Raw genomic sequence first — 15,238 nt, forward strand, 5'->3', positions numbered from 1 at the left:
ACCACCACCGTTTTCGTAAGTCACATAAGGGAAACGCCAAATATTTCCCAAACCGACCGCCGAACCGATAGAGGCAATAATAAATGCACGACGACCGGAGAACGTTTCTCTTTTCGACGCAGAAGATTGAACATTAGACACGGTAAATATCCTCAAAAAAAACAACTCTCTTTTTGCATCCAACACAAAGTGTTGGGCAGGTTGGCGAATATGCCTAATAATCAGGGAAAAGTAAAGAACTTAAAACGGAGATAATTTGAGACTTTGACCGATTTAATAAATAAAAATGCTAGAAAAATACCAAAAAATCAGCATAATAATCTAGCATTTATTAAAAATCAGTATTTTATATAATTTCAATTTTATTAAAACAGCACAACAAGTTGTTTAAAAATTTTAACAATTATTCATATTGCTTCAAGCTATACAATATGATGCTCCGACTAGTCGCGCCAAATCACCTCACAATCAACACGAATGCCTTCAGTTTCTACCTGCTTACCTTGTAGTTTTTGGCGAATTAATAAAAAAATCTGCTTCGCAATTTGTTCATGATCCTGCTTAATCGAATGAATATGGAAAGGCAATGCATTTAATAAATCATGATCATCGAACGTTGATAAATGAAGCTCACGATTTAGGAGTTTATCCATTTGCTTATGTTTGGTTAAATAACGAAGGACACCTTCTAAAATCGTATAAGAAGCGGTAAAAACCGATTCCGGCAAACGCCCCAAACGATCAACTAATTCTTTCATCATTAAATATCCGGAATAAGATTGATAATCTCGGTGCATGATCCAACCTTTTTGCTCCGTCAAATTCGCTTGTCTTAGCCCTTGGCGAAAACCGTTTAAACGTGATTCGCTCGGAGAAAGGGAAAGTAATCCGCCAAAATAGTAATATTCTTTCAATTGATAAGTTCTGACCACTCGCTCAACCAATTCAGCAATCTTGGCTGAATCTTGGCTCACGACATAAGGAAGATCCAATTCCGGAACTCGACGGTCGAGTTGCAATAATGGGGTTTGTCTAAATACACCTCTATAATATTTAGGATCTTGATGCGTCGGCGCCGTAATCAAAAGATCGATTTGACGATCTAACAAACGCTCAACCGCGAGTTTTTCTTGTTGTGGATTATCATCCGAACAAGCAATAACTAACTGTAAACCGTTTTCACGGCAAAGCATCTCCAATGTTTTTGCTGTAGACGCAAAACCATAGTTAGTCAGATCCGGGATAACAAGCCCAATCACATTAGTACGTCGTAATTTTAACGCTTTAGCATGAGCATTAGCTCTATATCCGTATTGCTTCGCAATATCTTCTACTTTTTGGCGGGTTTCCGGTTTAATACGAAACAAATCTGCTTGTCCGTTCAGTACCATACTTGCAGTAGTTTTTGAAACACCACTGATTTCAGCAATATCATTTAGCGTAACCCGCTTTCTTTCTTGTTTGACGTTCATCATTGTCGTCACTCCTTTTAATATTTATTGTTATTCTTAAATAATTATCACGCTCCAACAGTAAAGCGCAAAAGTGGCTTATCATACATCCAATATCATGCGTGAGATGACAAGCGGTAAGTTCCTCTAAAAATCTTCCAAACCTCCTTATTCATAAGCGGCTGATTAGGTCATTGACAAACCAGCCTCTTATTTTGTCCTTATTCGTACGTAATCTCATTCATTTCTGCAACTTGAATATCAAGTGCGCGGGATGTTTCAATCACATTTTCACGATCTGCAATAAAGAAACGTGATGTGAGAACTTTTTCCCCATGATTTAAGAAAATCTCAACAACAGAACGATCAAAGAAAATATCAATATGCTCTAAACGCTCAACCTCACAATGGCGCTGCAAATCGAATTTTTTCATCTCTTTTGTCTGTTCCGAAGCAGAACGATCTAACGTCAACAAACCGTTTTCATAACGCAAGACAAGATGTTGTCCTTTTACATTATTAAAAAACTTCACAACAAGCGGTTGGTTTTGGACATTAATTTGTAAATATGATGTCTCTAAATTAGCAATTTCTTGTTTGCCATTTATACGAATCGTTTGCTTATTAGCAAGTTTAGCACATATTTCATTGACAGGAAACTGATAAAGTTTACTATTTTTTACATTCATTTGACGAGGCATCGTTAGCATAGAATGCCATTTATATTTATCGGTCGGATAAGTCAGGTCCGGCAAGCCAATCCAACCAAATAAAATACCTTTGGCACTTTGAATCGTTTGTGGTGCGTAAAAATCAAATCCATAGTCTAATTCTTCGATATGCTCGGCATTTAAAATATTCCCACTTAGCTGACCAAGCGCATAAGTTGCGTGATAATTATTTTGGAAAGAGCGGGCTTCACGTGATTTACCTTGTGGAGACCATACAAAAATGTCTTTACCATCCAAATGAAATAAATCCGGACATTCCCACATAAATACATGGCTATTATCAAAATCAGCAATCGCCAATTCAGACAATAAACGTGGCGTATCCTCCAAATTATCCATTTCATACAATAGCGCCGTACCACTTAAATTTTCACGTTGAGCGCCCAATACAAAGCGGATTTTGCCTTCCGCGGTAACAAAAGGTTTCGGGTCACGTACATGCTCGGTATAACCTGCCGGAGCTTGATCAATAATGCAACGCTTCTCAAGTAACTTTCCGGCTTTATCAAAGATTGCAATATTTTGGTGAGGAACACGTTGATTATCGCTTGCTCGGCGCGTATTTCCTGTATAGAACGCAACAATCTTATTGTCCCATAAAATAGCACCACCGGAATAACAACCGTGAGATTCAAACATCTCATCCGGAATCAGCGGATCGGCTTCTGAAAAATGCTGAAAATCCTTTGTAATATAATGTTTCCAATGCTTCATTCCGTGAATTGCATCATACGGAAACCATTGATAAAAAATATGATATTTTTCACCGTCAAAAATCAAGCCATTAGGATCATTGAGTAATCCTGTCGGAGGAACCAAATGATAAGTCGGACGAAAATCGTGATCTTGTTCTACGATTTTTCGAATTTCCGCCAATTCGCCTTCTTGTTGGGCATGAAGGCTTTTATATTTACCTTGATTAAAAATATGCATTGCTTTCCCCTCGTATTGAAATGAATTATCTCTTACTAAAAAGGACGCATTTTCATGCGTCCTTGTCGATTAACTTGCTAAAAATTCTTCCAGTTGAATTTTATTCGGCAATGCCGACATTGCTCCTTTTGCCGTTGTTGCCAACGCGCCGGATGCATTCGCTTTACGAATCACATCAATTAATACAGACTCCTGCTTCCAATTTTCCGCTTGAGATAAACCGGCTAATAAACCACTTACAAAAGCATCGCCCGCACCAGTTGTATCTACCGGTTTTAAAGCCTTACCGGCAACGATTTTACTTTCACCGTTTAAATGATATATCGCGCCGTCTTTTCCTAAAGTAATAATAATAAGTTTATTCGGGTACTGCGTTGTAATTGCTTTGGTTGCATCATCTAATGTTGTGGTATTTGTCAGTAAAGTTAATTCTTCTTCTGAAAATTTTAATACATCCGCCATGGCTACTACGCTATTAACAACCTGTTTCATCTCATCTAAGGATGCCCAAAGTGATTCACGTAAATTTGGATCAAAAGAGAAAAAGCCACCAGCCTCTTTAATACGGCGAATAGCTTCAATCGTGGTAGAACGAGAGGGATCATTAATTAATGCAATGGAACAACAGTGAAGCCATTCACCGGTGTGAAATGTCGGTAAATCCGATACTTCAAGAAATTGATCAGCACTTGGGTTAACCATAAAAGTGAAACTGCGTTCACCATCATCAAGCCCGACAATAACAGTTGAGGTCCGCTGCTTAGGATCGAGGATCATATGTTCTGTTGACACATTTTCTGCACGTAATGTTTGTTGCATGAATTTACCTAACGGATCATTTCCCACTCTTCCGATAAATCCGGACTCCACGCCTAAACGAGAAACACCAACCGCCACATTGGCCGGTGCACCACCGGCACAACGTAGATAGTGGCTTTCTCCATCAGGAATTAAATCGACAACAGCATCACCAAGTACCCAAATTTTACTCATACATTCCCCTCGTGATTAGTTAAATAATATGTGAAATAGTAGCTAAAACGGTTTAGTTTTGCAATTTAAGATCCCGCAGTTGACTAAAATTTACCCTAAAAAAATGCCAACCCGAAGGTTGGCATTTTAATTTTTTATTCTAAAGGTTTATTTCGTTTCTGTTGCAGCTTTCGCTTCTTCCGCCTTTTGCTCTACAGCTTCCGCCGCTTTCTCAGAACCGGCCTTTAAATCGGATGCGGCTTCTTGCATTGCTTTCCCAAAACTATCCATTTTATCTGCAATTGCACCTTGAGCTTCCTTCATTGTATTATCCAAACTGCTTTTCACGTCATCAAACGTTTCCGAGAGCTTACTTTTTTTCTCTTCAACTGCAGGTTGATCTAATTTTGCTTCCAGCGTCTTTTTCATCTCTTCCCATTTTTCTTCCGAGATTTTTTTCGCTTCTGCAATTTGATTAGCAACTGAATTTTGGATTTCAGCCACTTTTGCATCCGCTAATTTTTGTGTTTCTGCAATTTTATCATCTGCCTGTTTTTGAATCTCAGCAATTTTAATCTCTGCGGCTTTTTGAGCTTCTGCCACTCTTTCATCTGCAGATTTTTGTACTGCCGCAACTTTCTCATCCGACGCTTTTTGAACCTCAACCAATTTAGCCTCTAAGGCCTTTAAATCGGCTTCTAATTTTGCCTTACCGTTATCACAACCGCTTAAAGAAATAGTTGCACCTAAAACAAGAACCGCTAATAGTGATTTTTTCATTTAAAGTCCCTCTTAGATAAAATAATTACCGCTTTTTAGAAACCAATCCTAAAGGATATTTCCCCTAGGGCTAATACAATACCGCTAACTATTCGTTGAAGCAACCCGCGGAGCCGAATAAACATGACTAACTGCACTCGTATGCCCGCCAAACCCTTTACCGTAGAAATAATACTTAGAATGTTGCCATTCTGTGATCACTACAGGTTCCGCTTGTACTATCGGTGCTGCAGCGATGGCGGTATCAGACTGAGTATGTACTACGCGAGAGAAGGTACCTAATTTGCCCTCAAACTGATAGTTGCTTTGATAAACGGGCACCGCATCAACTACCGTTTTCGGTTCTATCACATCTTTGCTTTCCACTATATGCGACTCAGTTGCTTGAATATCCGCTTTGACGGATTTACGACGCGCTTGATTTTCTTTCACTAAATCACGTTCTGTAGCTTGTGCAACAACCATTCCAAAAGGTTGGCTCGACTTCACTGCCGGTTTTTCGGTTTTTATAACATTGTCTTCCGAAACTCCGCGACGTTCATGATTTTCTTTCACTAGATCACGATTTGTACTTTGTGCAACAAAATTACCAAACGGTACGGTAGATTCTTTTTCAGCTTCTACGGTTATTTTTTCATCCTGATCCTGCTGTTGCAATATTTCATCTACGGATAAGAAATGCGGTTTTTCTTCCGAAACAACTTTTGCCGATTCGTAAAATTTCACCCAAATCTTACCGCTTGCAAGTTCCGGCGAAGCCACTGCCGCCGTTAATGGCATAGCTGCAGGCATTACGTCTTCACGACGTTCGCGACGACGTTGGTTACCGACACGTAAATGGCGAGGTAAACGACGTTGACGAGAGCCTTCGCGGACTTCGCTACGTTCTTCGGTATTTAGATTATTTTCTACTGAGACTTCCGTTTCGAGCAGCGTTGATGCCATCACATTACTTGGTTTTGGTTGTTGCTCTTGTTTAATGACAACAGGAGTTTCAATCGGTTTTGGCTGAAGATTTTCTTCAACAATTTCATTACTTGTAATATCTACGACCGCATCTACACGCACTTTTTTACGCAATTCACGACGCTGACGACGCTCAGCCACTTTACTTTCACGTTGTGGTTGACGTTCGGCTTGCTTTGCCGGTGATCCAACGACTTCTTCAACCACTTCGCGACGTTTTTTCGACTCGCTTTGAATATTGTCTTTAACTACAGCAACTTCAGCTTGTGACTGCGAGATCTTTTTGTCTTGTTGACGTTCGTTACGGTTTGGTCGCTCACGTCGTTGTTGACGGCGTTCTCGCTGATTACGGGCTTTGCCTTTAATTGCTTGTTTTGCCTCCGGCTCTTTTTCTTCCGGTGCAAAGAAACTTTTTATTTTTGCAATTAAACGGCTAAGGAATGACGGTTTTACTTCCTCTCTTTTTACCGGTGTCGGAGCCGGTTGTAAATTAAGTTCTGAACTTTGCAATACCGATTCGACAGTAATGACCGGTTCGTTACGTGTCACTAAAGCTTCTTCATAGGAGGCTGAAGGAACTGCGGCTTCTTCCTCACGTTCTTGATAACGTTTTGCTAAATCATAACTTAAAGTCGGTACCACTTCATTTTCACGTAAACGATAGACACTAAAATGTGGTGTCTCCATATTTTCTGTCGGCACCACAATGACTTGAACTTCATGGCGTTTTTCGATATCACTGATCGCTTTACGCTTTTCGTTCAATAAATAAGTTGCAATTTGAACCGGTACAATCGTATGAACTTGTGCCGAATTTTCTTTAATCGCTTCTTCTTCCAGTAGACGTAAAATGGATAAAGCAATCGACTCGTTATCACGGATTTTGCCTGTGCCTTGACAGCGTGGGCAAACGTGTGATGACGCTTCACTTAACGATGGACTTAAACGCTGACGGCTCATTTCGAGCAAGCCGAAACGAGAAATACGTCCAAACTGGATTCTTGCACGGTCTTGGCGTGTTGCTTCACGGATACGGTTTTCCACTTCACGCTGATGACGAACTGGGGTCATATCAATAAAGTCGATCACGATTAAACCGCCCAAGTCACGCAAACGTAACTGACGAGCAATTTCGTCTGCCGCTTCCAAGTTGGTATTTAATGCGGTTTCTTCAATATCGCCACCACGAGTTGCGCGGGACGAGTTGATGTCGATAGCCGTCAGAGCTTCGGTCACATCAATCACAATAGAACCGCCTGATGGCAAACGCACTTCACGTTGGAATGCCGATTCAATTTGCGACTCGATTTGATAATGGCTGAACAACGGTACTTCGCCTTCATACAGACGCACACGGTTGATAAAATCAGGACGGACTAAACGAATGTGATTTTTCGCTTTTTCAAACACCTTTTTGTTATCGATCAGAATCTCACCGATATCACGACGGAGATAATCACGAATTGCACGCACGATTACGTCGCTTTCTTGGTGGATAAGGAATGGCGCAGGACGAGATCCTGCTGCTTTTTTAATTGCATCCCAATGGTGTAATAAGACTTTTAAGTCCCACTGTAACTCTTCGGGTGATTTACCGACACCGGCAGTACGTACGATTAAACCGACTTCATCCGGCACTTCTAAACTGTCTAACGCATCTTTAAGCTCTAAACGCTCATCACCTTCGATACGACGGGAAATACCGCCGGCACGAGGATTATTCGGCATTAACACGAGGTAACTGCCGGCAAGCGAAATAAATGTGGTTAACGCCGCACCTTTGTTACCGCGTTCTTCTTTGCTGACTTGAACGATGACTTCCGTCCCTTCTTGAATAATATCCTTAATATTCGGGCGACCTTGGAACACATAGCCTTCAGGGAAGTACTCACGAGAAATTTCTTTTAACGGAAGGAAACCGTGACGTTCAGCACCGTAATCGACAAATGCCGCTTCCAGACTCGGTTCGACACGGGTAATTTTACCTTTGTAGATATTCGCTTTCTTTTGTTCGTGTCCCGGACTTTCAATGTCCAAGTCGAACAGTCGTTGCCCGTCAACAAGGGCAACTCGCAACTCTTCTTTTTGAGTTGCATTGATTAACATTCTTTTCATTGTGTTTTCTCATTTTATTTTTCATATTGTTCTGCTCATACGGCTTGGGTTCGTGTTTTTGCTTGTGCGTCAATCTCCCGACTGTCTGAGGACAAACTGACTGAAGCCGTATGTTCTAATGTGATCTGTCTTATGTCTTACACTCAAATCTTGACTGCATAATCAATCACTTAGCTTGTATAACAAGCGGTGCGTTTTCTGCTATTTTTTGCAAAACCGCCGTGCGGTTATCATAGACGGAAAAAGCGAATCATTATGGCATTTTAAGAGAGAAATAGAAAGGCAAAAGTAGGGGAATTTAGGATAAAAAAATCAAGCGGTTAATTCGAATAGATTTGCAAAAAACGACTCGAATCAGACCGCTTGTAATGGTGCTTAAGATTTAGATAACGTCAATGACGTTTGAGGAGGTAAATGTAAATCCAATTGATTATATGGAATGGAAATACCTGCTTTATCAAAGCCAACTTTCACTTTCTCTAAAATCGCAAATTGTGTATCTGAATAATTTGCGGTTTGCACCCAAGGACGCACAAAAAGCTGCACGCTGCTCGCGGCTAAATTCCCCACCGCAATTGTCGGTTCAGGATAATTGAGTACATTTTCATCATCAAACAGGATTTGGTGGACAATTTCTTTCGCTTTCTCAATATCCGATTCATAACTAATATCAAAAATAAAATCGATTCGGCGCGTTTCATTACGAGAGTAATTAGTGATGCTGTCCGCAAAGACTTTTCCGTTCGGAACCAATACCGTCTTATTGTCTCCGGTACGTAGTTCTAACATTAAAATCCCCATCTGCTCAACTTTACCTGCACTACCACCCGCTTCAATAAAGTCACCTTTTTTGAACGGTTTGAAAATCAGCAACATCACACCCGCTGCAAAATTTTGTAACGAATTTTGTAATGCCAAACCAATGGCTAAGCCCGCCGCACCGATTAAGGCAACTAGTGAACTGGTATTAATCCCCAGTTGTGAAAGTGCCGCGATGATCGTAATTAATAAAAACAGGAAATAGGCGATAGAGCTGACAAAACTCTGTAACATTTCGTCTTTACTTGAGGCCAGTACGGCTCTGCCGATTAAATTACTAAATATGCGAGCGAGATAACGTCCGGCAATAAAAATCGCAATGGCAATTAATAATTTTGTACCGTAAGGAATAATCCAGTCTTGTAAAAGCTGTTGAAATTCAAGGTTTTTTACATCACTAAGAATTTCTTTTGCTTCAGGAGGGATAGTGATATCCGTAGCTTCTTTTGCTGTTTCAGCAGGGGCTGTCATTGTTTTCTCCGATTAATTAATAAAACCGGCGTATTCTAGCATGAGCGAACCCATTTTTAAGGGAATTTATGCTAGAATTCACTGAATTTTTCCTATTTTTTGAAATGAGAATGTCAACAGAAAAAATAATCAGTGCCGGCGTCCAATTTTTTACCATCAGTGATGATGAAGCCGGGCAACGTTTGGATAACTTCTTACTTGCCAAGCTTAAGGGTGTGCCGAAAAGCCTGATTTACCGCATTGTTCGTAAAGGCGAAGTGCGAGTGAACAAAGGGCGGATCAAACCCGAATATAAGTTGCAAACGGACGATATTGTGCGAGTACCGCCTGTGCGTGTGGCAGAAAAAAATGAAGCACCGATTTCGACCAAACTCAACAAAGTCGCAGAACTTGAACAACAAATTCTCTATGAAGATGATGTGATGTTAGTGATTAACAAACCGTCAGGCATTGCCGTTCACGGCGGTAGCGGTTTGAGTTTCGGCGTGATTGAAGCCTTGCGAGCATTACGCCCTGAAGCCCGTTTTTTAGAGCTAGTTCATCGTATTGACCGAGATACTTCGGGTTTACTGCTCGTGGCTAAAAAACGTTCCGCATTGCGTAGTTTGCACGAACAGTTGCGAGAAAAAGTGGTACAAAAAGATTACCTTGCACTCGTGCGTGGGCAGTGGCAATCGCACGTTAAAGTGATTAAAGCACCGCTATTGAAAAACGAATTAGCCAGCGGCGAACGCATTGTGCGAGTGAGCGAAGAAGGCAAACCGTCTGAAACCCGTTTTAGTATTGAAGAGCGTTATGCCACAGCAACTTTAGTCAAAGCTTCGCCCGTTACGGGCAGAACTCACCAAATCCGTGTGCACACTCAATACGCAGGGCATCCGATTGCACTTGATGACAAATACGGCGACCGTGAATTTGACCAAAAAATGCAACAAGCGGGTTTAAACCGCCTGTTTTTACACGCCTATTCAATTCGCTTTGAACATCCGAAAACCGGAGAGGAAATGGTAGTTACCGCGCCGTTGGATAAGTCGTTAAAATCGGTGTTATCCACGTTGAGAATGGAAAAATAAATCATGAAAATTTTTTACAAAAATCAGCTCGGTTCTGACCGCTTGTTAGATCTCTCATCCCCTAAAATTATGGGTATTCTCAACTTTACACCGGATTCTTTTTCCGATTCGGGTAAATTTTTTTCTCTTGATAAAGCCTTATTCCAAGTAGAAAAAATGCTCAATGAAGGGGCGGATATTATCGATATCGGCGGTGAATCAACCCGCCCGAATGCCGAAATTGTTACACTAGAACAAGAGCTTAAGCGAGTCGTTCCGTTAGTCGAAGCGGTACATAAACGTTTCGATTGCTTTATTTCGGTCGATAGTTCCAAGGCGGAGGTATTTAAACAAGCTGCTAAGGTCGGTATGGATATCATGAATGATGTCCGAGCATTAACCGAACCTAACGCCTTGGAGACGGCAGCCAGATTACAGCTCCCTGTGTGTATTATGCATATGCAAGGCACCCCACAAAATATGCAAGAAAATCCGATCTATGAAGATGTGGTAGAAGATGTCGCAGATTTTTTAAATCAACGAATTTTTGAATGTATTACTGCCGGAATTGCCAAAGAGCATCTCATTCTCGATCCGGGTTTCGGGTTTGGTAAAACCGTACAGCATAACTACCAACTACTCAGATATTTAAAAGTTTTCGCCGATTCCGGCTATCCGATACTTGCCGGACTCTCACGCAAATCGATGATCGGAGCCGTATTAAATAAACCGGTCGATCAACGTGTTGCAGGTTCTGTTGCCGGCGCATTACTTGCCGTACAAAACGGTGCCAAAATCGTACGTGTTCATGATGTTGCCGAAACGGCAGATGCGTTGAAAATTTATCAAGCAATGCTGGAATGTGAGTAATTCCTTTATTAATCAAAAAGGCGTATGAATTTACATTCATACGCCTTTTTGCTTAGTGTTTCGCATTAAAACGAATATTCATCGTGACTTGCCGGATCCCAACTGATTTTTGTGCGATCCCATTTTATTTCCGGTTCTTGAGATTGCTCCTGTTGTTGAGCCGCTTCTTGACGCGCTAATTCAGCACCTTGTTTATACGCTTCTTCACGAATTTTCTGCTCTTTTTTAGTCTGCTGCTTTTTCACCTCAAGTTCTTTGGCTTCTTGTTCGGACTGTTGTTTTTTAATTGTCGCTTTAGTCTGTTGAATGGCTTGTTTATATTCTGCTTTCAAGTTATCACACCAGGCTTTTTCAAATTGCACGCTTTTAGTATGATTGAACTGTTGGAGCTTTTTTGCCAAATATTGCTGAGAGGCGGGGTCGAGCATAATAATGTCATAATCACGCGTCCCAATCACATTGTTTAGCGTATGTTGATAAACCGCCATTTGATATAAAAAGAGCTGACCGTCAGACAGTGTTCCACGATTAGAACGAATATCTTTCGGATATAAACACTGTTCAGTTTTATTGCGCTCCACAATCCATTTTTTCACATCTTCATCAGCAATTTTATATCTCGGTCCATCAGTATGAGTATGGAAACCAAGTCCGGAAAAACTGCTACAAGCTGTTAAAAATGTAGTTAACGTGAATGTAATGAGTTTAAAAAACTGTTTTTTCATCTATAACGCTCTCGTTGAAATAATCGAGAAAATTGTACAGGAAAATACTTTCTCCCGTTAAAAGAATTTTCACTAAAAATCCATTAATCACACAAGTTTAAAATTATTGACAATCTAAGCGATTACTAAAACTGTTCAATCCTATTTGTCTTTAAAATTACCTAAGACAGGCTTGTTTAATCCATTAAAAAACACTAGAGTAACCCAGCTTTAATTCAGAAAAGGATAAAAAATGACCACTTTAGTTTATGGCATTAAAAACTGTGATACCGTGAAAAAAGCGATCAAATGGCTTGCGGATAACAACCTAAACCCACAACTGCACGACTATCGAGTCGATGGCTTAAATTCTGCATGGCTGGCTGAAATGGCAGAGAAATTTGGCTGGGAAAACTTAGTCAATAAACGTAGCACCACTTGGCGTGGGCTGGATGATGAGATTAAAAATAATCTCAATAAAGAACTGGCATTAAAGGTGTTAAACGAACAACCAACCTTAATCAAACGCCCGATTGTGATTGCTGATAATGTGGCGTTGATTGGGTTTGATGAGAAAGAGTACCAAAAGGCTTTTGGTAAATAGCTGTAGGGTGGGTCTTGACCCACCGTTTAAATATCTATTCGTGAGTGGTGGGTCAAGACCCACCCTACAATTTTGTAATAATAAACATATATGAAAAATCAAATTATTTCACTCGCCCAAGCCCTTATCCAACGTAAATCTATCAGCCCGAATGATGAAGGTTGCCAACAACTGATTGCCGAACGGCTACAAGCGGTCGGATTTAAGTTGGAATGGTTGCCTTTTGGCGATACCTTAAATCTATGGGCAACCCATGGAGAAGGCGAACCTTGCCTTGCCTTTGCAGGACATACTGACGTTGTCCCTGAAGGCGATGAAAGCCAATGGACTTATCCGCCGTTTTCCGCTGACATTGTCGATGATATGCTTTACGGGCGTGGAGCGGCGGATATGAAAGGTTCTTTAGCGGCAATGGTGATCGCTTGCGAAACCTTTGTGAAAAACAACCCAAATCATCAAGGCAAAATTGCTTTACTCATTACCTCTGACGAAGAAGCTGCGGCCAAAGACGGCACGGTGAAAGTGGTGGAAACCCTAATGCAACGCCAAGAGCCGATCCACTATTGCGTAGTGGGCGAGCCGTCCAGCACTAAACAGCTAGGCGATGTGGTGAAAAACGGTCGCCGTGGCTCGATTACTGCCAATCTTTATATTGAAGGCATTCAAGGACACGTTGCCTATCCCCATTTAGCCGAAAACCCCGTTCATACAGCTTTACCATTTTTGAGCGAACTGACCTCTTACCAATGGGATAACGGCAACGAATTTTTCCCACCAACCAGTTTGCAAATTGCCAACATCAAAGCCGGTACAGGCAGTAATAATGTGATCCCGGGCGAGCTTTATGTGCAGTTCAATTTACGTCATTGCACCGAAGTAAATGATGAAATCATCAAAGCTAAAGTTGCCGAAATGTTGCAAAAACACGGTTTAAAACATCGAATTGAATGGAGTTTGTCGGGAAAACCGTTTTTAGCAGGCAATGGAAAACTGGTTCAAGCCACGATACAAGCGGTCGAAAACGTGACACAAATTACGCCTAAACTAGACACTGGCGGTGGTACATCAGACGGGCGTTTTATCGCATTAATGGGCGCGGAAGTGGTTGAGTTCGGTCCAATCAACCAAACCATTCATAAAGTGAACGAATGTGTGAACGTGAATGATTTGGGCAAATGTGGCGAAGTGTATTACCAAATTGCTGAAAAATTACTATTACAAGCGGTCTGATTTATGCCAAATTTTGCAAATTTACCTGAAATCCTCACGGGCAAAAGCCGTGAACATTTAGTGCCATTGCCGAATGTCTTATCGGATAAACACGCATTACAAGCAGAAGTTGTAGAGGCTTTTTTGCAGCTACAACAAGCGGCAAAACAAGCAGGCTTTAACTTGCAGCCCGCCAGTACTTATCGTGATTTTGAACGGCAAAAATTGATTTGGAATGCGAAGTTTAACGGTGAACGCAAGGTTCACGATGATCACGGCTGTGCGTTAGATTTAAGCTGCGCGGATGATTGGCAAAAATGCCAAGCGATTTTACGCTGGTCTGCCGTACCGGGGGCAAGCCGCCATCATTGGGGAACCGAAATCGATATTTTCGATCCCGACTTACTGCCCGAAGGACAAAAGCTAATGTTAGAACCGTGGGAATATCTGACAGGCGGCTATTTCCAACGTTTAACCAATTGGCTTTTAGTGAATGCGGAACAATTCGGTTTCTACTTTCCGTTTATGCAAGATCACGGTAAACAAATCGGCATGGAGCCTTGGCATATCAGCTACTTCCCGATCGCCGAACACTACGAGCGGTCACTTTCGCCTGATATTTTGCAAACGGCGTGGGAAAATGAAGATGTGGCGGGAGTGAATTGTTTAAGTGAACACATCGTTGAATTGTTCAAACATTACATTTTATAACTATAGGGGCAAATGACATTTGCCCCATCAAAATGAAATGATAAATTGAAAATACTGGGGCGAATGTAATTCGCCCCTACACACAAATTTAATAACAATGAATATCCAATTAATTAACGAAAGCGATGTTGCCGATACATTCCAAATCCTCTGCGAAAAATGGCAGCTGCGTCATCAGCCCGATGCCGCATTAGCCTTAGTCCAAACCAACGAACGCTTGGAGTTGCGTAAACTCGACGAACCGAAATTAGGGGCGATTGCCGTGGACTTTGTCGACGGCACCATGGCTCATCGGCGTAAATTCGGCGGCGGGCGCGGTGAAGCGGTAGCCAAAGCCGTCGGTATTAAAGGTGACTATTTGCCGACCGTCATTGATGCCACGGCAGGGTTGGGACGTGATGCCTTTGTCTTGGCTTGTGTCGGTTGCAAGGTCAACTTGGTTGAGCGCAATCCGGTGGTCAGCGCATTATTGGAAGACGGTTTAAATCGCGCTTACCAAGATGCGGAAATCGGCAAATTTATGCAAGAACGCATGGTGTTGTTATCCGTACATTCCATTGCCGAACTCGATCCGATAAAAGATGCTGCCGATGTCGTTTATCTCGATCCGATGTATCCGCACAAGCAGAAAAGCGCCTTAGTCAAAAAAGAAATGCGGGTATTCCAACAATTGGTCGGTGCAGATTCAGACTCGGATGATTTTTTCTTTCCCGCCACACAATTGGCGCGTAAACGTGTTGTGGTAAAACGCCCCGATTACGCCCCGTTCCTTGCCGAACAAAAACCCGACTTCAGCCAAGAAACCAAAAATCACCGTTTTGATGTGTATTTATCACATAAATAATATAAA

The 15,238-nt window shown here is 41.5% G+C and carries 14 protein-coding genes; 6 read left to right on the plus strand and 8 right to left on the minus strand.

Annotated features, from left to right (window positions below; all coding sequences use genetic code 11):
- From ACEYJ7_RS01435 to ACEYJ7_RS01465, 7 genes are all read right to left on the minus strand, one after another.
- The coding region (locus ACEYJ7_RS01435) for a hypothetical protein (protein WP_373777288.1) at positions 1-141 on the minus strand (141 nt) is incomplete at its 3' end.
- Between the two features lie 302 nt (positions 142-443).
- Positions 444-1,472, minus strand: coding sequence for a substrate-binding domain-containing protein (locus ACEYJ7_RS01440; RefSeq protein WP_373777289.1), 1,029 nt, complete (start codon positions 1,470-1,472; stop codon positions 444-446).
- 200 nt (positions 1,473-1,672) lie between these two features.
- Positions 1,673-3,115, minus strand: a complete 1,443-nt coding sequence (locus tag ACEYJ7_RS01445) for a glycoside hydrolase family 32 protein (protein WP_373777249.1) — start codon at positions 3,113-3,115, stop codon at positions 1,673-1,675.
- A gap of 69 nt (positions 3,116-3,184) precedes the next feature.
- Positions 3,185-4,108 carry an aminoimidazole riboside kinase gene (locus ACEYJ7_RS01450; protein ID WP_373777250.1) on the minus strand — a complete coding sequence of 308 codons (924 nt, stop codon included), beginning with the start codon at positions 4,106-4,108 and terminating at the stop codon, positions 3,185-3,187.
- Between the two features lie 147 nt (positions 4,109-4,255).
- Positions 4,256-4,867: a hypothetical protein gene (locus tag ACEYJ7_RS01455; RefSeq protein WP_373777251.1), complete on the minus strand. Its 612-nt coding sequence runs from the start codon at positions 4,865-4,867 to the stop codon at positions 4,256-4,258.
- Positions 4,868-4,951: 84 nt separating this feature from the next.
- A complete protein-coding gene (gene rne, locus ACEYJ7_RS01460) occupies positions 4,952-7,948 on the minus strand; it encodes a ribonuclease E (RefSeq protein WP_373777252.1) in 2,997 nt (998 codons plus the stop codon).
- Between the two features lie 375 nt (positions 7,949-8,323).
- A complete protein-coding gene (locus ACEYJ7_RS01465) occupies positions 8,324-9,238 on the minus strand; it encodes a mechanosensitive ion channel family protein (protein ID WP_373777253.1) in 915 nt (304 codons plus the stop codon).
- A 110-nt stretch (positions 9,239-9,348) separates the two neighbouring features.
- Between ACEYJ7_RS01465 and rluC the strand changes: the two genes are divergently transcribed.
- Together rluC and folP are read left to right on the plus strand one after the other, a co-directional pair.
- Positions 9,349-10,311 (plus strand): 23S rRNA pseudouridine(955/2504/2580) synthase RluC, encoded by a 963-nt coding sequence (gene rluC / locus ACEYJ7_RS01470; protein WP_373777254.1) that lies wholly within the window; start codon positions 9,349-9,351, stop codon positions 10,309-10,311.
- A gap of 3 nt (positions 10,312-10,314) precedes the next feature.
- On the plus strand, positions 10,315-11,160 hold the full coding sequence (gene folP, locus ACEYJ7_RS01475) for a dihydropteroate synthase (protein ID WP_373777255.1): 846 nt from the start codon (positions 10,315-10,317) through the stop codon (positions 11,158-11,160).
- Between the two features lie 65 nt (positions 11,161-11,225).
- Here folP and ACEYJ7_RS01480 read toward each other — a convergent pair whose 3' ends face one another.
- Complete coding sequence (locus ACEYJ7_RS01480) at positions 11,226-11,885, minus strand: DUF5358 family protein (RefSeq protein ID WP_373777256.1); 660 nt, start codon at positions 11,883-11,885, stop codon at positions 11,226-11,228.
- 232 nt (positions 11,886-12,117) lie between these two features.
- Between ACEYJ7_RS01480 and ACEYJ7_RS01485 the strand changes: the two genes are divergently transcribed.
- From ACEYJ7_RS01485 to ACEYJ7_RS01500, 4 genes are all read left to right on the plus strand, one after another.
- The gene (locus ACEYJ7_RS01485; protein ID WP_373777257.1) at positions 12,118-12,468 is read left to right on the plus strand and encodes an ArsC family reductase; all 351 of its coding nucleotides are present in this window, start codon (positions 12,118-12,120) and stop codon (positions 12,466-12,468) included.
- 90 nt (positions 12,469-12,558) lie between these two features.
- Positions 12,559-13,698, plus strand: a complete 1,140-nt coding sequence (gene dapE, locus ACEYJ7_RS01490) for a succinyl-diaminopimelate desuccinylase (protein WP_373777258.1) — start codon at positions 12,559-12,561, stop codon at positions 13,696-13,698.
- A gap of 3 nt (positions 13,699-13,701) precedes the next feature.
- Positions 13,702-14,388, plus strand: coding sequence for a M15 family metallopeptidase (locus ACEYJ7_RS01495; protein WP_373777259.1), 687 nt, complete (start codon positions 13,702-13,704; stop codon positions 14,386-14,388).
- A 97-nt stretch (positions 14,389-14,485) separates the two neighbouring features.
- Positions 14,486-15,232 (plus strand): class I SAM-dependent methyltransferase, encoded by a 747-nt coding sequence (locus ACEYJ7_RS01500; protein ID WP_373777260.1) that lies wholly within the window; start codon positions 14,486-14,488, stop codon positions 15,230-15,232.
- Positions 15,233-15,238 lie beyond the last annotated feature (6 nt).

Origin of the sequence: Glaesserella sp. (assembly GCF_041814905.1) — a bacterium.
Taxonomy (GTDB): Bacteria; Pseudomonadota; Gammaproteobacteria; order Enterobacterales; family Pasteurellaceae; genus Glaesserella.

Excerpts from the sequence above, each read along its gene's own strand:
- dapE (WP_373777258.1), top strand. The coding sequence starts at position 12,559 with ATGAAAAATCAAATTATTTCACTCGCCCAAGCCCTTATCCAACGTAAA.
- rne (WP_373777252.1), bottom strand. The coding sequence starts at position 7,948 with ATGAAAAGAATGTTAATCAATGCAACTCAAAAAGAAGAGTTGCGAGTT.
- rluC (WP_373777254.1), top strand. The coding sequence starts at position 9,349 with ATGTCAACAGAAAAAATAATCAGTGCCGGCGTCCAATTTTTTACCATC.
- ACEYJ7_RS01485 (WP_373777257.1), top strand. The coding sequence starts at position 12,118 with ATGACCACTTTAGTTTATGGCATTAAAAACTGTGATACCGTGAAAAAA.
- ACEYJ7_RS01440 (WP_373777289.1), bottom strand. The coding sequence starts at position 1,472 with ATGAACGTCAAACAAGAAAGAAAGCGGGTTACGCTAAATGATATTGCT.
- ACEYJ7_RS01445 (WP_373777249.1), bottom strand. The coding sequence starts at position 3,115 with ATGCATATTTTTAATCAAGGTAAATATAAAAGCCTTCATGCCCAACAA.
- ACEYJ7_RS01450 (WP_373777250.1), bottom strand. The coding sequence starts at position 4,108 with ATGAGTAAAATTTGGGTACTTGGTGATGCTGTTGTCGATTTAATTCCT.
- ACEYJ7_RS01495 (WP_373777259.1), top strand. The coding sequence starts at position 13,702 with ATGCCAAATTTTGCAAATTTACCTGAAATCCTCACGGGCAAAAGCCGT.
- ACEYJ7_RS01500 (WP_373777260.1), top strand. The coding sequence starts at position 14,486 with ATGAATATCCAATTAATTAACGAAAGCGATGTTGCCGATACATTCCAA.
- ACEYJ7_RS01465 (WP_373777253.1), bottom strand. The coding sequence starts at position 9,238 with ATGACAGCCCCTGCTGAAACAGCAAAAGAAGCTACGGATATCACTATC.
- ACEYJ7_RS01480 (WP_373777256.1), bottom strand. The coding sequence starts at position 11,885 with ATGAAAAAACAGTTTTTTAAACTCATTACATTCACGTTAACTACATTT.
- folP (WP_373777255.1), top strand. The coding sequence starts at position 10,315 with ATGAAAATTTTTTACAAAAATCAGCTCGGTTCTGACCGCTTGTTAGAT.
- ACEYJ7_RS01455 (WP_373777251.1), bottom strand. The coding sequence starts at position 4,867 with ATGAAAAAATCACTATTAGCGGTTCTTGTTTTAGGTGCAACTATTTCT.